19 protein-coding genes are annotated in these 19,037 nt (G+C 70.1%); 5 read left to right on the plus strand and 14 right to left on the minus strand.

Annotated features, from left to right (window positions below; genetic code table 11):
- Positions 1-12: 12 nt before the first annotated feature.
- The 5 genes from ACQP1V_RS24475 to ACQP1V_RS24495 all read right to left on the minus strand — a co-directional run bounded on the left by ACQP1V_RS24475 (position 13) and on the right by ACQP1V_RS24495 (position 3,931).
- Complete coding sequence (locus tag ACQP1V_RS24475; RefSeq protein ID WP_387417008.1) at positions 13-1,749, minus strand: ABC transporter ATP-binding protein; 1,737 nt, start codon at positions 1,747-1,749, stop codon at positions 13-15.
- Positions 1,749-2,357: a TetR/AcrR family transcriptional regulator gene (locus ACQP1V_RS24480; protein WP_433412068.1), complete on the minus strand. Its 609-nt coding sequence runs from the start codon at positions 2,355-2,357 to the stop codon at positions 1,749-1,751. Before ACQP1V_RS24480 ends, ACQP1V_RS24475 begins: the two co-directional genes overlap by 1 nt.
- A gap of 157 nt (positions 2,358-2,514) precedes the next feature.
- The gene (locus ACQP1V_RS24485; protein WP_433412070.1) at positions 2,515-2,754 is read right to left on the minus strand and encodes a hypothetical protein; all 240 of its coding nucleotides are present in this window, start codon (positions 2,752-2,754) and stop codon (positions 2,515-2,517) included.
- 236 nt (positions 2,755-2,990) lie between these two features.
- A complete protein-coding gene (locus tag ACQP1V_RS24490; RefSeq protein WP_433412072.1) occupies positions 2,991-3,281 on the minus strand; it encodes a DUF6204 family protein in 291 nt (96 codons plus the stop codon).
- An 11-nt stretch (positions 3,282-3,292) separates the two neighbouring features.
- Positions 3,293-3,931, minus strand: coding sequence for a TetR/AcrR family transcriptional regulator (locus ACQP1V_RS24495; protein WP_433412074.1), 639 nt, complete (start codon positions 3,929-3,931; stop codon positions 3,293-3,295).
- Positions 3,932-4,235: 304 nt separating this feature from the next.
- Between ACQP1V_RS24495 and ACQP1V_RS24500 the strand changes: the two genes are divergently transcribed.
- A complete protein-coding gene (locus ACQP1V_RS24500; protein ID WP_433412076.1) occupies positions 4,236-4,727 on the plus strand; it encodes a pyridoxamine 5'-phosphate oxidase family protein in 492 nt (163 codons plus the stop codon).
- A 195-nt stretch (positions 4,728-4,922) separates the two neighbouring features.
- On the opposite strand, the gene ACQP1V_RS24505 is transcribed toward ACQP1V_RS24500, so the two are convergent.
- From ACQP1V_RS24505 to ACQP1V_RS24520, 4 genes are all read right to left on the minus strand, one after another.
- Entirely contained in the window at positions 4,923-6,023 is a 1,101-nt protein-coding gene (locus ACQP1V_RS24505) for a DUF222 domain-containing protein (RefSeq protein WP_433412078.1), read from the minus strand.
- A gap of 266 nt (positions 6,024-6,289) precedes the next feature.
- Positions 6,290-6,547, minus strand: a complete 258-nt coding sequence (locus ACQP1V_RS24510) for a hypothetical protein (protein ID WP_433412080.1) — start codon at positions 6,545-6,547, stop codon at positions 6,290-6,292.
- A 934-nt stretch (positions 6,548-7,481) separates the two neighbouring features.
- The gene (locus tag ACQP1V_RS24515) at positions 7,482-8,702 is read right to left on the minus strand and encodes a Cmx/CmrA family chloramphenicol efflux MFS transporter (RefSeq protein WP_433412082.1); all 1,221 of its coding nucleotides are present in this window, start codon (positions 8,700-8,702) and stop codon (positions 7,482-7,484) included.
- Positions 8,669-9,421, minus strand: a complete 753-nt coding sequence (locus tag ACQP1V_RS24520; RefSeq protein WP_433412084.1) for an SDR family oxidoreductase — start codon at positions 9,419-9,421, stop codon at positions 8,669-8,671. Before ACQP1V_RS24520 ends, ACQP1V_RS24515 begins: the two co-directional genes overlap by 34 nt.
- 78 nt (positions 9,422-9,499) lie before the next feature.
- Here ACQP1V_RS24520 and ACQP1V_RS24525 point away from each other — a divergent pair, with 78 nt between their 5' ends.
- A complete protein-coding gene (locus ACQP1V_RS24525; RefSeq protein ID WP_433412086.1) occupies positions 9,500-10,090 on the plus strand; it encodes a TetR/AcrR family transcriptional regulator in 591 nt (196 codons plus the stop codon).
- A 234-nt stretch (positions 10,091-10,324) separates the two neighbouring features.
- A complete protein-coding gene (locus tag ACQP1V_RS24530) occupies positions 10,325-11,335 on the plus strand; it encodes a zinc-dependent alcohol dehydrogenase (protein ID WP_433412088.1) in 1,011 nt (336 codons plus the stop codon).
- 123 nt (positions 11,336-11,458) lie between these two features.
- On the opposite strand, the gene ACQP1V_RS24535 is transcribed toward ACQP1V_RS24530, so the two are convergent.
- Positions 11,459-11,875 carry a nuclear transport factor 2 family protein gene (locus ACQP1V_RS24535; RefSeq protein ID WP_067138086.1) on the minus strand — a complete coding sequence of 139 codons (417 nt, stop codon included), beginning with the start codon at positions 11,873-11,875 and terminating at the stop codon, positions 11,459-11,461.
- A gap of 216 nt (positions 11,876-12,091) precedes the next feature.
- Positions 12,092-12,457, minus strand: a complete 366-nt coding sequence (locus tag ACQP1V_RS24540; protein ID WP_387417020.1) for a nuclear transport factor 2 family protein — start codon at positions 12,455-12,457, stop codon at positions 12,092-12,094.
- Between the two features lie 309 nt (positions 12,458-12,766).
- On the opposite strand from ACQP1V_RS24540, the gene ACQP1V_RS24545 reads away from it, so the two are divergent.
- On the plus strand, positions 12,767-13,315 hold the full coding sequence (locus ACQP1V_RS24545) for a lytic polysaccharide monooxygenase auxiliary activity family 9 protein (RefSeq protein WP_433412091.1): 549 nt from the start codon (positions 12,767-12,769) through the stop codon (positions 13,313-13,315).
- A 253-nt stretch (positions 13,316-13,568) separates the two neighbouring features.
- Here ACQP1V_RS24545 and ACQP1V_RS24550 read toward each other — a convergent pair whose 3' ends face one another.
- The gene (locus tag ACQP1V_RS24550; protein WP_433412093.1) at positions 13,569-15,059 is read right to left on the minus strand and encodes a cysteine desulfurase/sulfurtransferase TusA family protein; all 1,491 of its coding nucleotides are present in this window, start codon (positions 15,057-15,059) and stop codon (positions 13,569-13,571) included.
- A complete protein-coding gene (locus ACQP1V_RS24555; protein ID WP_433412095.1) occupies positions 15,056-15,724 on the minus strand; it encodes an ArsR/SmtB family transcription factor in 669 nt (222 codons plus the stop codon). Before ACQP1V_RS24555 ends, ACQP1V_RS24550 begins: the two co-directional genes overlap by 4 nt.
- A 173-nt stretch (positions 15,725-15,897) precedes the next feature.
- On the opposite strand from ACQP1V_RS24555, the gene ACQP1V_RS24560 reads away from it, so the two are divergent.
- Positions 15,898-17,163, plus strand: coding sequence for an MFS transporter (locus ACQP1V_RS24560; protein ID WP_433412097.1), 1,266 nt, complete (start codon positions 15,898-15,900; stop codon positions 17,161-17,163).
- A 202-nt stretch (positions 17,164-17,365) separates the two neighbouring features.
- Here ACQP1V_RS24560 and ACQP1V_RS24565 read toward each other — a convergent pair whose 3' ends face one another.
- A complete protein-coding gene (locus tag ACQP1V_RS24565) occupies positions 17,366-19,024 on the minus strand; it encodes a M4 family metallopeptidase (RefSeq protein ID WP_433412099.1) in 1,659 nt (552 codons plus the stop codon).
- Positions 19,025-19,037: the final 13 nt, after the last annotated feature.

Genomic DNA, 19,037 nt, shown 5'->3' on the forward strand with positions numbered 1-19,037 from the left:
CGACCTGCGCGGTCATGCTGCGGCCTCCTGTTCGGTGAGCTGGGACAGCACGATCTCGCGATACGTCGGGCAGGTGGTCATGAGCTCAGCGTGGTCGCCGCTGCCCACCACACGGCCGTCGTCGAGCACGAGGATGCGGTCGGCGTCACGGATCGTGTTCACTCGCTGGGCCACGATGACGATCGTGGCGTCGGTGATCTGCTCCGCCAGCGCGGCCCGCAGCCGGGCGTCGGTGGCGTAGTCGAGGGCGGAGAAGGAGTCGTCGAACAGGTAGATCTCGGGCCGGTGCACCAGTGTCCTGGCGATGGCCAGGCGCTGGCGCTGGCCACCGGAGACGTTCGTGCCACCCTGGGAGATCGGCTCCTCCAGGCCTCCGGGCATCGCCTCGACGAACTCGCGGGCCTGGGCCACCTCAAGGGCTTCCCACAGCTCCTCGTCGGTCGCGTCCGGCCTGCCGTACCTCAGGTTGGAGGCGACGGTGCCGGTGAAGAGGTAGGGCGACTGCGGGACCAGGCTGACCGCCCGGGAAAGCACGGCCGGGTCGAGGTCGCGTACGTCGACGCCGTCGACGAGCACCTCGCCGGCGGTGGCGTCGAACAGCCGGGGGATGAGGTTGAGCAGCGTCGTCTTGCCGCTGCCCGTGCTGCCGATGATCGCGGTGGTACGGCCGGGCCGCGCCACGAGGCTCACGTCGCTCAGCACCGGCTCCTCCGCGCCCGGATAGCGGAAGCCCACGGACCGCAACTCCAGCTCGCCGAGGCGTCTTTCCGGCGTGACGGGGCTCGACGGCGGGTGGACGGTCGGCTCGGTGTCGAGCACCTCCTTGATGCGCTCGGCACAGACCTCCGCCCGCGGGATCATCATGAACATGAACATCGCCATCATCACCGACATGAGGATCTGCATCAGGTAGGAGATGACCGCGGTCAGCGCGCCCACCTGCATGGCCCCGTCGGCGATGCGGTGGCCGCCGAACCACACCACGGCGACGCTGGACAGGTTCACCACCAGCATGACCGTGGGGAACATCAGCGCCATCAGCCGCCCGACCCGCAGCGACACGTCGGTCAGCTGGCCGTTGGCCACGCCGAAGCGTTCGCGCTCGTGCCGGTCGCGGACGAAGGCCCTGATGACCCGGATGCCGGTGATCTGCTCGCGCAGCACCTGGTTGATCCGGTCGATGCGCTCCTGCATCGTGCGGAAGAGCGGGCGCATCAACATCACGACCACGCCCACGATGACGATCATCACGGGCAGCACGACGAGCAGCAGCGACGACAGCGCCGCGTCCTGGCGCAGCGCCAGCACGATGCCGCCGACGCACATGATCGGCGCGGCCACCATCATCGTGAAGGTCATCAGCACGAGCAACTGGACCTGCTGCACATCGTTGGTGGTTCTGGTGATCAGAGACGGCGAGCCGAACTTGTTGACCTCCTGGGCGGAGAAGTCCTGCACCCGGCGGAAGATCGCGGCCCGCAGGTCCCTGCCCAGCGCCATCGAGGTCCGTGCGCCGAAGTACACGGCCACGATCGAGCAGGCGATCTGGATGAGCGTCACACCGAGCATCACCAGCCCGATGCGCATGATGGTTCCGGTGTCGCCCTTGACCACGCCGTCATCGATGATGTCGGCGTTGAGTGTGGGGAGGTAGAGCGTGGCCAGCGTCTGCACGAACTGGAAGAGGACGACGAGCGTGATCTCTTTCCCGTACGGCCTGAGCTGGACCCGCAGAAGACGGAGCAGCATCAAGAGAGGCTTTCTGTGGAAGGGGTGGGGGAAGGCCGCACGAGCAGCCCGTCAAGCAGGTCGGAGACGATCTCCTCGTCGTCCATCTCTCCGAACTCTCCGAACTCGCCTCCCTGCTGGCCGAAGCCGCGGTGCACACTCGCCACTATCAGCAGGAGCAGCAGCTGTGCCGTGGCCTCCGGGGAGCGGCGCAGCCGGTCGCGGTCCGGCTCGATCAGGGCGGCGAGCCCGGCCAGCATCCGACTCCGGCCGTCGATCATCCGCTCGCGGAACTCGGCGTCCTCGGCCATCAGCTCCCTGGGCGCGGCCATGAGGTTGGCGTTGGCGCACATCCCGGTCCGCAGCGTCGTGACCGCCTCACGCAGCCGCGTGCGTAGCCCGGCCTTCGTGGCGATGGCGGCCAGGGCGTCCACCGCCGGCTGCGGGTCGAACGCGCTCATCAGCGCTGCCCGCAACAGCGAGGCCTTGTCGGGGAAGACGCCGAAGATCGTGCCCTCGGCCACACCCGCGGCCTCGGCGATCTGGCGGGTGCTGATCGCGGTGCCGTGCTCGCGGAGCAGAGGGAGCGTGGCGGCGATGAGCGCGGCGCGGCGGTCGTCGGGTGCCATGGCCGGCACCCTTCGCCTTCTGGTCATGCGAGTGAGCTTAATGAGCGAGCACTCACTCGTTCAACCGGTTTGCCGACACCCGCGGCCTTGACCGGATCATCCGGTTCGAATATCAACCGCTATTGCCGGCACCGACCGGATCACCCGGTTCGAGTAATCACCCGGTTCGAGTACCGAGAACAACGTCGCCCACCTCGGGGAATGCGCGCTCTCGCCCTCCGCGACGGGCCACGTCTCCGTGCCAGAGGAGATCACGGCTGGTCCACGTGATCTCCTCCGGCACGGAGAGCGGCGCGCCGAGCACCTCGTCGGCGTCGATCGGCATGGCGCAGTTCTGCTCGCCCACGCCGGGCGACGATTCCGGGCTGGCCGGGAATGCGTCGCCAAGACCCGCCACCCGACCGAAGCTGGAAACCCGCGACGGGACCGTCCGGTGCACCCCCGCCGCGGCGCGGCGACCCCCTCCCTCATCTCGCACGCCCCTGCTGACTGGCCTGAACTTGACGAACGTCGTCATCACATCCGACGCGCTCCACATCCCAGACCGGCCACGCCGAGCAGATCCTCACCCAGACGACTCGCCCTCCATGACGGGCACGCCCCCAACCCACGGGCGCGTACCGTCTTCCCGGTTTACGAGGATCCGCGGGATCGGTGGCGGATCTTGATGTCGCGCATGTCCGTCACCGCGATCTTCAGGATCTCGTACGGGTGCCCGTGCGCGTCCAGGGCGACCATCGCCCCCAGAGCCGCCTCGTCCTCACCGTCGTCCGGACCGGCGGGCACCTGGCAGCGGAAGGTGAAGACGGACACGCTCGCGTCGTGGGTGAACGTCCCCGCCTCGCTGTAGGCCGCTCCGCCCGCCACCATCACGGCCGCCCGGCCGGCGTCGTCGAGCCCCGCGAACTTCCCTCTGATCGTCACCCTGAACACGGTCATCCCTTTCGTACGGCGTAGGCGAGGACGCGCTCGCCGAGCAGATCCTCGGCGACGTCCAGCAGGTCCAGCACGGCGGCGGCGATCGCGTCGGGACTCTCCCCCGCCGTCGTGCGCCGGCCGATCTCGGCGTACACGAACGCGTGCAGGCAGCCGATGTGCCAGGCGACCAGGCGCGGCAGCGGATCGTCCTCGGCCGCGCCGGTCTCCTCGGCCAGCACGACCGCCAGCGCGTCGGTCATCTGGCGGCCGAGGTCCTCCAGGCGGGCGGTCAGCGTGGGGGCGGCCCGCATCATCTGCAGGACGCGCCCGAATCCCGCGCTCAGCCCGACCCTGCGCTCGCGGTCGCGTATCTCCTGGCGCAGCCGTACCAGCACCGCGCCCGCCGCGGACCGGCCCGGAGGCCGCTCCCGCACGATGTCGGCCAGCCGCTGCGGGGACGCCTCCTCCGGCGGCAGGACCAGGTCCTCCTTGGACTCGAAGTAGTTGTAAACGGTGTTGACCGACACGTCCGCCGCCGCCGCGACCTCGGCGATCGTGACCCGGTCGAAGCCGCGCTCCACGAACAGGCCGATGGCCACCTCCGAGATGCGCTGCCGGGTCTGCCGCTTCTTACGCTCCCGCAGTCCTTCCCGCATGCATGGACTCTAGTGCAAATTTTAAGTCCACTGCATATTTACAGCATGCTGCGATTTCTTGCCGGCTCGGCCGTACCGGCGGCCAGCTTGGCCGGTGAGCGAGACCCCTCCCCGGCTCGCCGCTGTGGCGGCGGGCCGGCTCGCCGGAACGAGCGGGCTGGACGGGCTAGCCGGGCTGAGCAAGCTGAGGCGCTCGCCGGGGCATACCAGGCGCTGGAAGAGCTGCGCCAGGGAGTGACTCCGTTTTGTCGGTCCCGGGTGACAGGCTGGGCAGGTTGCCCAAGATCGTGTAACGGGAGGTCGTATGGCCAACTGGCGTGAAGTCACCGAGTCGGCGCCGGAGTTCGCCGCCCGCGTCCGGGACTCGTTCGAGGCGCACAAGCACAAGACCATCGCGACCCTGCGCAGGAACGGCGCACCGCGAGTCAGCGGCATCGAGGCCTACATCATCGGTGACGAACTGTGGTTCGGATCGATGCCCGGCGCATTGAAGGCCCGCGACCTGCGGCGTGATCCACGATTTGCTCTGCACGGTCCTCCTGTTCTCCTCAACGCCGACGATTCCGCCGCCTCGCCAGGTGACACGAAACTGTCCGGCTACGCGGTCGAGGTGACCGACCGGGACCAGCTCACGCCGATGTTGGCCGCGCGCGGCTTCGGTCCCGACGCTTTCTGTGATTCACATTTCTTCACGGCCGACATCCGTGAGGTCGCATTGACGCGGACCGAAGGATCTGTCATGGTCATCGACCTTTGGCGCCCCGGCCGCGAACTCCACCGCTTCACGCGCTCATAGACCACCATCGGCACCGCCGCCAGCGCCATGATCGCCAAATACCGATCACGGATCGGGGGTTACGGAAGCGCCGTTCACGGATCGCGGATCGCGGATCGCGGCAGGCGGGTCATGGCTCGCTGTTCGCGGCTCGCCGGTCGCGGGTCGCGGGTCACTGACCACGGATCGCGGGAATTGTTGTTCAGTGGTGGTTGGTCACTGTCTGTCGGTCCAGCGTCGGGGGCGGAGCTTGGAATACCGGTGGAAGCGCATCGAGACGGTCCCGTCGCCTTGATTGATCACTTCTACCCGGTCGGGGTGGCGGGACTTCCACTTGTTGTCCGCCGCGCACAGCGGTGCGAGGTTGTCTAGGTCGGTGCGGCCGGTCGGGTACCAGGGTTCGATGTGGTCGATCTCGGCCAGGTAGGCGGGGACGTCACAGCCTTCGCGGCAGCAGGTCCGATACATGGCCAGGATCGCTTCCCGCTGGTCGGCCGAGGCCAGCCGGCGTGCCCGCCCGAAATCCTTCACGATGCCGTCGGCGTCGCGGAGCACTCGCCGTAGTTCGGCGGTGTAGGCCATCCTGCGCGCATCCTCGGCCGGGATAGCCGTGCCGTCTTCCAAATACGCTGGGTCTTCTGATTGGCCGGTCAGGGTCTGCTCGGTGACCGATACGTGCATCACGGTGCGCCTGCCGCCCTGCGACAGTCGGATGGCGAGGGCGTCGGCCATGCGGCGGCCGTGGTTGCGCAGGTCGGTGCTGTCGGTCTTCACCGCCAGCGGTTCCAGCCAGGTTTTCAGCTGCATCTTCAGCTCTGGGTCGAGCAGCCCGCGCAGGCGGCCCATCCCATCGGCGGTGTCGGAGATCGTCAGGTGCTGGCGTTCGGTCTTGGCCGCCGCCCGCGCCAGCCTCCCGTCCGGGTCGATCGTCTCGATGATGGTGTGGCCGGCGCGGGCCACGTCCTCCACCGTGGACGCCGACGCTTGTGCCAACTGGACCAGGATCGGTTCCGCCAGTTCGGTTTCCGCGTCGTCCAGGTGGCGGGTGGCGGACGCGATCGTCGCCGCATACCCGAACGACAGACGACCCGACGCGAACAAGCGGGCGGTGCGGGGCAGGCGCGGGAGTTGCCGGGAGAGTGTGACGCGTTCCCCGGCGCGGGCGGTGCGAGAGCCGGTGGCTGCTGCCAGCCATGCTCCGATCGACCGCCGCCCGAACAGGTGGTGGCCCTTCCCGGCTTCGGCTATCGGAAGACGGGCGGCGATCGCGGCTTCGGCCAGATCGATCGCCCGCGCCAACGCGACGATCTCCGCCATCACCACCTCAACCTCGGCACCAGTCTCGGCACCGGTCCCAGTCACTGCGCCAGCCCCTGCCCCAGCACCGGCGTTAACACCGGCTCCAGCCCGGGTCTCGGCCCCTGCGCCAACACCGGCACCGGCCCCAGCTCCAGCCTCGGCCTCGGCTCCAGCCTCGGTCTCGGTTCGGCCCAGCACCTTTCCCGCAGCCGCGGCCAGCCGCTCGGCACGAGCCAGCAACTCGATGACGTCGCGTCCGGCCAGATTCAGATCGGGCCAGTCCGCTACCCGGCTATCACCACCAGCAGCATCCGGGCCCGCACCGTCCTGGCCATCACTGCCAGCGCTGCCTGCACCAGCCTTTCGGCGGTTGGTGGCAGCGCCTCGGCCAACAGCGTCCTGGCCATCCCGACCAGCGGCCGGGCCAGCATCACCGACACCCCGGCCATCAGCGCCCCAGCCATCGGCGGCGGCATCGCCACCGGCCCACCGGTCACCACCACGCCGACCCACGTTCCGCTGCCGATCGTCCCGACCTGCACGCTGGGATCCGTTCGACGATGACTCGTGGAGGGTGGGGCGGCGGCCCTGCCAGATCCCATCCCAGGCCGACAGGTCACCACGGTCGCACCCGGGCCGCGGTAGCTCGTCCCGACCGGAAAGGGCACCGCCATCGCTGCCGAGGCGCTGCGACCCCTCCCCGCCGTCAGGCTTCTGCTCTTCTGCCGCGTCCGGAAGGCCGAGCAGCCGCCGAGCCCAGGAGTGCGCCGTCTCCGGCTCACCGCGTCGCCCACCTCGCCCGTCAGAGCGCACCGTGGCGTCCGGCTGACCGCGTCGCGCAGTTCGCCCCTCGGGGCGCGCCGGGTCGTGTGGGGCGGGATGAGCGGCTCCTTCGCGGCTGCCGGAGCCGCCAACGTGATCGAGGAGCCCGGCACTGCGAGCGCGGTCGAGGAGCACCGCCCCGTAGGAGTCACCGGAGAAGCGATCCGATCCGATGAACGGCGTGTGCCGCCTGGGCCCGCGCCGCCGACGTGAGGACGTGGAAGGCGCGTCGAACGGTAGAGGCTGAGGAGCGTCCTCCGGTCGGCGCGACAGCAGTACGCCACCCGAAAGCATCATCTCTGCGCACCTCCCCTCCCGGTCTGACGGCCGACCTTCTGCGAGGATATAGTTCACGCGTTCGATATACAACTCTAAGTAGTCGCACTTGCACTATTTGTGAGCATCGTGAGCAATATTCCGTTTGGCGGGCATTCGTGACCGGAGAGGGTGCGCAAAGGTCGGCGTCTCTGGTGTCGGGGTCATCGGCGTCGGCGTCATCGCTGCCGGCTCCACGAGTTGACGGCGGGCGAGGGTGGGGCGCCCGCGCGGCAGGGCCAGTGAATGCCTCGGTCGCAACGCTGACGCTGCCCGTTTTGGGGCACCTTGCGCCCACAGCGCCCCGACGGCGCTGGAAACCCGCCCGTGGACACGCGGTCAGGCGGCGGCCGAGCATCGTGGATCTTCACGACGCGCCATGGAACCGCGCAGACCGACCATCGCCTCGACCCCGAGGAGCGCCAGGGCCAGTACGGCGAGGCCGGCGCCGATCCAGGGCACGGCGGGGTAGCCGAGCCCCGCCGTGAGCGCGATCCCGCCGAGCCACGGGCCGACGCTGACGCCCACGTTGAAGGCGGCGGTGTTCCCGGCCACCGCCAGGGTCGGCGCCGCCGGGGCGAGCCCGAAGACGCGCGAATTGAGAGCCGGGTTGGCGCCGAACCCGGCGAGCCCGAGCAGGAACACCACGATCACCACCGGGACGATGTGACGCGCGGTCAACGCCATGAGAATCGACGTCGCCAGCACCCCCGTGAAACCGACAGCCAGCACCCCCAACGGCCGGGCGTCGGCGGCGCGTCCTCCGATCACGACCCCGATCAGGGCTCCGACACCATAGGTGAGCAGCACCGCCGGCACCCAGCGCGCGTCCAGTCCGGTGACCTCGATCAGCATGGCGCCGAGGTAGGAGAAGGTGCCCAGCAGCGCGGCGGTCGAGGCCGCCGTCATCGCGTACGACAGCCACAGCCGCGGCGTGGCCAGTCCGCGCAGTTCGTCGCGGACCCGCGGCGGCCGGTCGGGCCGCAGGTCGGGAACCTTGACGAGGACGGCGGCCATGGCCAGGACGGACAGCACGACGACAGCCCAGAACGCTCCCCGCCATCCCAGATGTTGTCCGATCCAGGTCCCCGCCGGGAGGCCGATCACCGTGGCGACGGTCAGTCCTCCGGCGACGACGCTCATCGCCCGGCCCCGGCGGTTCTCCGGCACCAGCGCCATCGCGGTGCTGCCGCCGACCGCCCAGAAGCCGGCGTAGACGAAGGCGCCGATGAACCGGCTGGCGAACAACATGGCGTAACTCGCGGTCACCGCCCCCGCCACGTGGGCGAGGATGAAGATCGCAAGGAACGCCAGCATGGCGCGGCGACGCGGCCAACGCAGTGTGACGACCGCGAGCACCGGTGCTCCGACCAGCATGCCGAGCGCGAACGCGGAGATCAGCAGGCCGGCCTGCGGGATGGTGATGCCCAGGTCGGAGGCGATCTCGGGCAGCAGCCCGGCGAGCATCAGCTCGCTGGCGCCCTGCGCGAAGATCGCGAAACCGATGATGATGACGGCGATCGGCATCAGAGCATCGACCCGCCACTGCCATCGATCCACTGCCCGGTCACCCAGCGGGCGTCATCGGACGCCAGGAACGCCACGATGTCGGCGATGTCGGCGGCCTGGGCCACCCGGTTCAGCGGCGACAGCGCGGCGATCGCGGCCCGGCCTTCCTCGGTCGACAACCGGGCGGCGTTCATGTCCGTGTCGGTCGCGCCCGGCCCGACCGCGTTCACGGTGATCCCGCGCGGGCCGAGCTCCTTGGCCAGCGTCGCCGTGAGCGAGTCGAGCGCGGCCTTCGACATCGCGTACGCCGCCAGCTCCGGGTTCCGGGCACCGTGGGTGAACCGGGTCGAGATGTTGACGATCCGCCCCCCGTCCCGCAGCCGCGACAGACCGTGCCGGATCACAAAGAACGGCGCCTTGGTGTTGATCGCGAAGATCTGGTCGTAGATCGCCTCGTCCACATCGGCGTACGGCATGCGTCCGCCGAGGATCCCGGCGTTGTTGACCAGGATGTCCACCCCGTCGGCGTGCTCGTCGAAGGCGGCCCACAACGCCGCCGCGTCCCCCGGCGTCCCGAGGGCGGTCTGGATCGCGAACGCGTCACCGCCCGTATCCGTGATCGCGGCGACCGTCTGGGCCGCACCGTCGGCACTGCTGCCGTAGTGCGCCCCCACCCGGGCACCGTCGCGCGCCAACCGCAACGCGATCGCCCGGCCGATCCCCCTCCCCGCGCCGGTCACCAACGCGGTCTTCCCCGCCAACGAACCCATGACAGAACCCCATTTTTCTAGCGATCATTACAGAAATGAACATAGCACCTTTTCTATCGATCGCTATAAAATTGGGTCATGGTGACAGCGGCACGGGGACGTCCCCGCTCGTTCGACCGGGACGCGGCACTGGACAAGGCCATCCGGCTGTTCTGGCGACGCGGCTACGAGGCCACCTCGGTGCGGGACCTCACCGATGAGCTCGGCATCGGCGCCCCCAGCCTCTACAGCGCCTTCGGCGACAAGCAGCAGCTGTTCACGGAGGCGCTGCGGGTCTACGACGAGAGGTACGGCGGATTCATCGACCGCGCCCTCGCCGACGAACCCACCGCCAAGGGCGCCGCGGCTCGGGTGTTCGCCGAGGCGCCGGAACGCTACACCCGCCGCGATCTCCCGACCGGATGCCTCATCGTCAGCGGGGACGCCGGCACCACCAGCACTGAGGTCATCGAGCACCTCAGGCGGATACGCGACAGCAAGGTCGACGCGTTCTCGGTCAAGATCCGCACCGACATCGCCGCCGGCCGCCTCCCCGCCGGCATCGACCCGCGCGCTCTCGGCCGCTACACCATGTCCGCTCTCACCGGGCTCGCCCAGGCCGCGCGCGACGGTGTCACGCGCGCCGAACTTGATCGGGTCGCCGAGATCGCGCTCCGCGCCTGGCCGTGAGACGGCCCGGGGCGGGCCCGAGGAGGCGCTCCCCACCTGGCCGAACGGCACCGTCGCAGCGTCCACCCGGCGTTCGGTCGCCGATCGAGACCACAGACATATGAGCCGGGTGGCGCGGGATCGTGGGTCGCGGATCCGGGTGGGCCCTTCGGCCCGCCGACGGGGCCCATAGGCCCCTCCCCGCGGGTACATCGCAGGCTGGATGCTGAAAGCCCGACGCGAGGAGGTTGGACAATGCGTGCGTCATTGGTCACCGGGTTCGACCGTCCGATCGAGATCCGCGATCTTCCGATTCCAGAGCTCCAGCCCGGCCAGGTGCTGGTCCGGCTCGAGGCCAGCGGACTGTGCCACACCGACATCCACGCCGCACACGGTGACTGGCCGATCAAGCCCACCCTGCCGTTCACACCCGGCCATGAGGGCGTCGGCGTGATCGAGCGGGTCGGAGCCGCCGTCACCGGCCGCGCCGTCGGCGAGCGGGTGGCGGTCCCGTGGCTGGGCTATGCGTGCGGCATGTGCGACTACTGCCTGAGCGGGCGGGAGACCCTCTGCGAGTCGCAGCTGAACACCGGCTACAGCGTCAACGGCTGCCATGCCGAATACGTCGCGGCCTACGCGAGCCACGTGGTCCCCGTGCCTCCGGAGGTCAACTCGTTCGACGCCGCTCCCCTGACCTGCGCCGGTGTGACCACGTACAAGGCCGTCAAGGTCTCCGGGCTGCGCCCCACGGAACGCGCGGCGATCTTCGGCATCGGCGGACTGGGGCATCTGGCCCAGCAGTACGCGCAGATCTTCGGCGCCGACACCATCGCGGTCGACGTCACCGACGACAAGCTCCACCTCGCCCGCGAGCTCGGCGCCACCCACGTCGTCAACGCCAAGACCTCCGACCCGGTCGCCGCGATCCGCGACCTCGGCGGCGCGGACGTGGCCGTCGTCCTCGCCGCCGACCCCCGGGTCCTGCAGCAGGCGCACGCGTCCCTACGCCGGGGCGGCCGCCTCGTGCTGGTCTCCCTGCCCCAGGACAACGTGATGCCCCTGCCCGTCTTCGAGACGGTGCTCGGCGGCATCAGCGTGATCGGGTCCATCGTCGGCACCCGCGCCGACCTCGCCGAGGTCTTCCGGCTGCACGCGGCCGGCCGCACGACGGTCAAGTACGAGACCCGCGACCTGGAAGGGATCAACCAGGCCGTCGAGGAGATCCTCTCCGGCCAGATCCCCGCCCGGCTGGTCTTCGCAATGTGAGGTGAACCGCCCACCCGCGTTCCCGCCGCCACCGTGCGGTGGGATCCCACCGCCGAGTCCTGTGCGCCGCATCCGCGCAGGTCCGGCGAGGCTCCTCGCCGACGCCGACGCTCCGGACCGCGATCACGTGTGCGCGCTGTGGACTCGTGCGACCGTAAGACTGTCCTCGTAAATGTGATAGCGGGTGACGAACCCGTCTTCGACGGTGAGGTGCAGCGCGAACGGCGAGGTGTACGCGATGTCGCCACCCCGCACCGTCTGCGCGAGCTCTCCGAGCACGACGGCGTGCGCCCCGTCGACCAGGATCCGCGTCACGGACGTGCCGTTCAGCTCGGGCACGTGGTGGGCCTCCAGCGACCGGAAATGGTCGGCCACATCCGCCCGGCTGGACCGGGGCCGGATCCACGGAACCGCTGGATGCCCCTCGGCGGGCCAGGAGAGCCGCCAGTCGATCGGCTCGGCGAACAGCTCCGCCGTGCGGTCGTGATCGCCCTCGGCGATCCGGCGCAGCAACTCTTCCACGACGTCACGGGTACTCATCCCGCAAGCCTTCCGGACTCGGGCACGGCACGTCGATTACCCCCGAGGTAAGGCAGAGAGGCACCTCCCCGGCGCCGCCCTAGGCCGCCGGACGGCGGGAGGAACATGCGGCGACCTCTCCATGGCGGCGACGGGCGTCGACGCGGGGCGGAGCCGACGACGTCCGAAGGCCGTCGCCGAGAACCGCGCGCCGCGCCCGTACGGCTCCGATGCGGCTCAGCGGTAGTCGTTCTCCTTCAGCTCGATCACCCAGGCCCGGCGCTCGGCGATCTTTCCGTCCCGCATGACGAACACCTCGGCCATCGACATCCGCATGACCTCGCCCGTGTCGCGCACCGCGGAACCGGTGAGCTCCGCCATGACCACGTCGCCCTGCTCCACCATGCGGACCACCTCGAGCGTGGGCGGTCCGGCGAAGCCGGGCCCCTCGATGGCCTCGTCGTACGCCTGCTTGCCCGTAAGGTGGAAGGCGCCGAAGACGGTCCATTCGATGTCGTCGGTGAGGCAGGACAGGATCTGCGCGTGATCGCCCTTGCGGAAGCCGTCCAGGTAGGCCTCGACGGTCTGCGTGTTCCTCGACATGCGCTCTCCCCGATCTCGAAACCACTTGCAGTCCGCAAGCGGGCACACCGTATCCAGAGGCGGTACTCCACCCGTTCGGCCGGCGTCCGCCGCTCCAGCAGCACGAGCATGCCCGTCGTCGCGGACCGGCCGGCAGGGCCACGGCCCCATCGCAGCGACCAGAGCATCCCGTTACAGCGGCGAGGCCGACTTTCTTGCCCAAAAGTCTGGGTAATCGTACAACTACTGTGGGTAGCGGATCTCGAGAGACACTCTGCCCACCACTCAGGGGGAAGCATGCCCGGAGGACAATCAGCACGGCACGGAAACGTGACCAGCCCGCCGTCCAGGGCCGGTATCCATCTCGAACCCTGGCAGGCCGCCGCCCTGGAGGCGGGGAAGTTCTTCCCGGCTCTGCAGGGCGGCCTCCGCGACCCCGACGCCCCGGACGACGTCCCCAACAACACGCCCCCGGTCGACGGCAAGATCGCGAGCGCTGGACTCGACTTCGCCGCCTCGCTCGACGAGCCGCGGGATGACTGGACGAAGCACCCGGTGCGCGCGGGCCAGCAACTGGAAGTCACCTGGCATATGCACGCGCCGCACAAGACCCGCCGCTGGAACTACTTCTTCACCAGCAGCAGCTGGGATCCGAAGAAGCCCCTGGCGCGGGCACAGTTCGACCCCGACCCGATCATGACGATCCTGAACACGGGCCAGCCGTACTGGGCGAGTGACAGCCTCATGCCGGACAACCCGACCGTCCACCAGGTCACACTGCCGAACGACCGCAAGGGCTACCACGTGCTCCTGGCGGTCTGGGAGGTCGCCGATACCGGCAACGCCTTCTACCAGGTCATCGACCTCAACCTCACCTAACCCGCCCCGGGCCTACTGCCCGACCCGGCATGCGGCCCTGGCCCACCAGGACAGGCAAGAGAGCGCCCCGCCCTCCCGCTAGACCACGAACGGCGATTCGCCGACGGTCGGCCGGGAAGGCGGGGCGCAGTCGCGCGGCGCCCGGGGACGAGCGGGCGCCGCCCATGACCCGGCCGAGCGCCTGACCGTATGCGGGCGTCCGAACCGTGGCCCGGATCGTACGAGTGACTTCAGGGGGCCGGCCGGCCCCCGGTCATCCGCCGGACTCGTGCCGATGCCACGGCCGGTCAGGCCGGGTCCGCCGTTCTGACGAGGCGAGACGGACGGCGTAAACCGGACGATCGTCGCCGGGAACGGGGCCGAGGTAGTGGTGGCCGGTCATGTGGCACCATGCGGGCAGGTCGAGCGGGGCCACCGGGTCGGTGGCGATGATGTGCACCACGGTCCCGGGCGCGGCGCCCTGGATGCGGTCGCGCAGCTTCAGCAGAAGGGTGACGCAGAGAAGGCCGGTGCCGTCGACGGTGATGTCGGCGTCGCGCGGGGTGGAGTCCCGGGCGCTCGCGGTGGCCCCAGCGCGGGCCGAGGCCGCGTCGGTCAGCGCGGTGGCCGCCTTCGCGATGTCGTCGCCTGTGGTCCAGCGGCCCAGGGACAGCCGCACCGCCCCGAGAGCCCGGCCGGCGTCCAGGCCCATGGCGGTCAGCACAGGTGACGGGGTGTGGGCCCCGCTGTGGCAGGCCGAGCCGGTGGACGCGGCGACGCCGGGGGCGGCGGCGAGGAGTCGGTGTCCGGCGACGCCGTCGATGCTGATGTTGAGCGTGTTCGGCAGGCGTTCCTGCCGCGGCCCGTTGAGCCGTACGCGGCCGGGCAGTCCTTCGGCCAGCCGGCGGTGCAGATCGTCGCGCAGCGCTTCGATCCGGACCGCGGCGCCGTCGGCGAGCTCGTCGGCCGCCAGTTGGGCTGCCGCGCCGAGCGCGACGGCGAAGGCGACATTCTCGGTCCCGGCCCGGAGCCCGCGTTCCTGCCCGCCGCCGTAGACGACCGGCTCCAGGCGTACGCCGTCGCGCACGTACAGGGCGGCGACTCCCTTCGGGGCGTACATCTTGTGCCCCACGAGGGTGAGGAGATCTACCCCCAACGCCGTGACGTCGAGGGGGATCTTCCCGGCTGTCTGAGCGGCGTCGCAATGGAACAGCGCCCCGTGCGCGCGGGTGCGGGCGGCGAGTTCGCCGATGGGCTGCAGGGCGCCGGTCTCGTTGTTCGCGGCCATGACCGACACCAGCACGGTGTCCTCATCGAGGGCTTCGGTGAGCGCGGCCGGGTCGACCAGGCCGTCGCCGTCGACGGGCAGCAGCGTCACTCGGGCATTGTGCAGCCGTTGCAGGGCGCGGCAGGACTCGAGCACGGCCGGATGCTCGGTGACCTGGGTGATCACATGTGGCCGGCGCCGGCCGGAGGCCAGGACCGCACCGCGAAGCGCGAGCAGATCGGCCTCGGATCCGGAGGCGGTGAACACGATCTCGTCCGCGCGCGCCCCGATCAGCGCGGCCACCTGAGCGCGGGCGTGGGCCAGCGCGGAGCGGGGCTCGACACTGTAGCGGTGGTCGCTGGAGGGGTTGCCGAAAAACCGCGTCAGGTGGGGCAGCATCGCCTCGGCGACGCGGGGATCGACCGGTGTGGTGGCGTTGTAGTCCAGGTAGACCGGTCCGCCGGTCAGCCCGGCATGCGACGGCGTGTTGTGCGTCATGCCGACTCCTCGATGGCCACGGGGAGGGCCGCCAGCCGCCACTCCAGCATGCCGTCGTTGAGGCGGATCGCGCGTCGGCCACGGTCTCTCAGCAGGCGGACGGCGTCGTAGGCGAACACGCAGTACTCACCTCGGCAGTAGACGACGATCTCGGTGTCCTCGGAGAGCTCGCCGATGCGGTCGGCGAGCTCCTCGACGGGGATGGAGACGGCTCCGGGGATGTGACCGGCCAGATATTCCTCCACCGGGCGCACATCCAGGAGCATGGCCTCCCCCGCTTCCACGCGGGCGCGCAGCTCTTCGCGGCTGACCTCGCGGCCGCCGTCGTGGCCGAGGTATGCGTCCCGGGCGGCCGGGACGGCGGCCTGGTGACGGTCGGCGACCTTGCGTAGCAGGGCGAGGAGCTGAGCCACGTCGTCGCCCGCGAGGCGGTAGTAGACACGCGCGCCCTCGCGGCGGGTGGCGACGAACCCGGCCTGCTTGAGTGTCTGCAGATGGGCCGACGCCGTTGTGAGATTCAGCCCGGCCGCCTTCGCCAGCGCGTCGACCGTGCGCTCGCCCTGGGCGAGCAGGTCGAGCAGTTCCAGACGCTTTCCATTGGCCAGCGCCTTCCCGCTGGCCGCGAACGCGTCGTACAACCGGGCCTTCGCAGCCGTGTCCGGCATGGCCTCCTCCACTCCCAACCAATCCCTGCGGGGCGCGACCGTCATGAACGCGGACCCTTCACTCAGTCCGCACACCCAGGCGGTGCCATTCTCCACTATTCCATGGAATATGGTACTCCATAAATCCATGGAATATCGCCGAACCTCGCCTACGACACGGAGACCACGCACTCATGAGCAGCACATCTCGTACGTCGGCGCCGCCCCGGCCCGTCCGGCTGGGCCTGCGCGAGAACTGGCTGCAGTTCACCCTGCTCGTGATCGTCAACGCCTGCGTCGGCGGCTTGGTCGGCCTGGAGCGCACCACGGTCCCGCTCATCGGCACCGAGGTCTTCGGGGTGACCAGCGACCTGGCCGTCTTCTCCTTCATCATCGCGTTCGGCCTCACCAAGGCGTTCACCAACCTGGCCGCGGGCGCCCTGACGGCCCGATTCCGCCGTAAACAGCTCCTCATGGCGGGGTGGCTGATCGGCGTTCCGGTCCCCTTCGCCCTCGCCTGGGCGCCGGGCTGGGGCTGGATCGTCGCCGCGAACGTCCTGCTCGGCATCAACCAGGGCCTGACCTGGTCGATGACCGTCAACATGAAGATCGACCTCGTCGGCCCCGCCCGTCGGGGGCTCGCCACCGGCCTGAACGAGGCCGCCGGATACGTCTCCGTGGGCGGCACCGCTCTGCTCACCGGCTACCTCGCCACCGGCTACGGCCTGCGCCCCGCCCCCGAACTCGTCGGCGTCCTCTTCGTCGCCGCGGGCCTCGCTCTCTCCGTCGTCGTCCGGGACACCGCCGCCCACATGGCACTCGAACTCGCGCAGCACCCCACGCCCCCGCCCGGCGGCCGGGGCGCCGGACTGGGACAGACCTTCGCCCGGACCTCCTGGCGCGACCGATCCCTGCGCGGCGCCTGCCAGGCCGGACTGGTCAACAACCTCAATGACGGTCTGACCTGGGGCGTCTTCCCCCTGCTGTTCACCGACCACGGCCTGGGCCTGGCCGCCGTCGGCCTGATCAAGGGCCTCTACCCCCTGCTGTGGGGCTTCGGGCAGATTTACACCGGCCACCTCGCCGACCGCGTCGGCCGCAAGCCGCTCATCGTGGCCGGCATGCTCGTCCAGGCCGCCGGTTTCGTCCTCGCCCTCGCCTTGCTGGACCATCCGCTGCTCGCCGGGATCCTCTCCGCCGTCGCCCTCGGCATCGGGACCGCCATGGTCTATCCCGCCCTCATCGCTTCCGTCTCCGACCATGCCCACCCCTCCTGGCGGGCCAACGCGCTGGGCACGTACCGGTTCTGGCGCGACATCGGCTACGCGGCGGGCGCCCTCGTCGCAGGCGTCCTCGCCGACGCGCTCGGCCTCAACGCCACCGTCGTCGCCGCCGCGGTCCTCACCGCGGCCTCCGGTCTGTTCGCCGCCCGCTGGCTCACTGACCGCTCCGGTCGCTGAACGCAGGAATGAACCCCGGCCCCTGCCGCGCCGCCGCTCCCCCGTGCCGGCCAAGGGCGGATGGCCGGAGATGCACCCGCGCCGGGACGTCGTCGCGACAAAGGACGACGCATCTCACGTGGAGCGTGACTTCTCGCCTTGCACGAATGAGCGATGGTCGGCTCCTTGTCGCCGGCCACCGCTCACGTGAACCGTGACGTCGTTACCGCGGGGCGACCGTGCAGATCGGTTCACCGGCTTGCGCGGGCACGCTGACCGCCGTCCAGGCGGCCTTGGTCGCGTTGAACTCGACGCAGCTTCCCGGGAAGAGCGGCTTGGCGGCTTTCAGCGTGGCCACCCGCGCCTTGGCGTATGTCCACGGGATCGTCTTCATGTTCAGGCCGGCCTGGAAGATCTTGCCGGCCTTCTGGATGCCGATGCCCGTCACCGTAGAGCTGTTACAGGTCGGGCTGGCCGGCTTGCCGCCGCCCGGGTTGCTGCCCTCGGCGAGGAGGTAGAACCAGTGGTTCTGCGGGGCGGCCGCCATGGACGGATTCGGAATCATCCTGATCCAGGGTCCGTAGCAGTTGGGGTCGCCGAGGGCGCTCGGGTCGTACATGTTGCGGATCGGCCCGCTGCCGACGATGTTGACTTCCTCGCCGACCAGATAGTCCGGCGTGTCGTACGGCGCGAGCTCGTTCGCGTAGTGCTCGGTCAGCGCGCCGAAGATGTCGCCGGTCGACTCGGTCAACCCGGCCTCCTCGGGGTCGCTGCTCTGCTGGGAGCTGCCGGAGTACTTGAAGATGGCGTGGCCGTACTCGTGGGCGACCACGTCGATCGCGGTCGCCTGCCTGGTGTTCGACGAGTTGCGGCCGAAATTCGTGTAGCTGCCGTTCCAGTACGCGTTGACGTCGCTGAGCCCGACCCGGGCCGGGAAGGCGCCGCCGGAGCCGTTGAAACCGTTGCGCCCGAGCCAGTCGCGCAACATGTCCCATTCCTTCTGCGCCGCGAACATCGCGTCGACGCAGGCGGTCTCCAGGTCGGTGCCCGACCCGTTGCCCCAGGCGTCGGAAGCCTTGGTGTACGCGGTGCCGCTCTGGCCGCCGCACCGGAGCCCGGGCCGCGTCGGGTCGGTCATCGAGTACGACGAGCCGGACCCGGACGTGTTGAACGTCACCGGGCCGTTGTAGTTGCTGTTGCCGGTGCCGCCCTTCACCTCGTCCCAGGCGTCGAAGACCGAGCCGTCCCCTGCGTCCACGTAGACGTGCTGCACGCTCGGGCCCTTGCCGGTGGCGCCGGTGACCACGACCTCCCAGGCGAGGCGGGGCCGCTCGCCGACCGCGTGCACGAGGAGGGTGGGCTCGCCGACGCTTTCGACGACGGACAGCTTGGCCCTGGCCTTGGTCGCGGCCTCGCTCGCGGTGACCGAGGTCGTGGGGTCGATCTTGAGGGTGGAGCGCTGGCCGGTCGTGACCGCCTGGACGATCTGGCCCGACTTGTCGGTCGCCACCACGACGTCGCCGCCGTACACCGGCAGGCCCCGGTGTGTCCTCCGGTAGGTCAGGTACTGGAGGCCCTGGCTGCCGGCGACCGAGCGTTCGAGCTGGAACGTGTCGTCGGAGGAGGTGTGCAGCGCCGCCGCGTCGGTGAGGAGCGCGCCGCCCGCGCTGCTGATCGCCCGCTTGCGCTCGTCGGAGCTCGGCGGGTTGAAGGCCGGCGTGGGGTCGAGGGCGGAAGAGGTCGACGTGGGTCCGACCGGGCTCCATCCGTTCGTGGCCGACGATGTCCGCGCGGCCGAGGCCCCGGGGCTGGTCGCGAGCGAGGTGGCGGCCATGGCCGCCGCCAGTACGGCGACGACGCCCGGCCTGACTTTGGGATTCACTCTCGTGACTCCT

Origin of the sequence: Microtetraspora malaysiensis, from assembly GCF_050947145.1 — a bacterium.
GTDB classification, from domain to species: domain Bacteria; phylum Actinomycetota; class Actinomycetes; order Streptosporangiales; family Streptosporangiaceae; genus Microtetraspora_A; species Microtetraspora_A malaysiensis.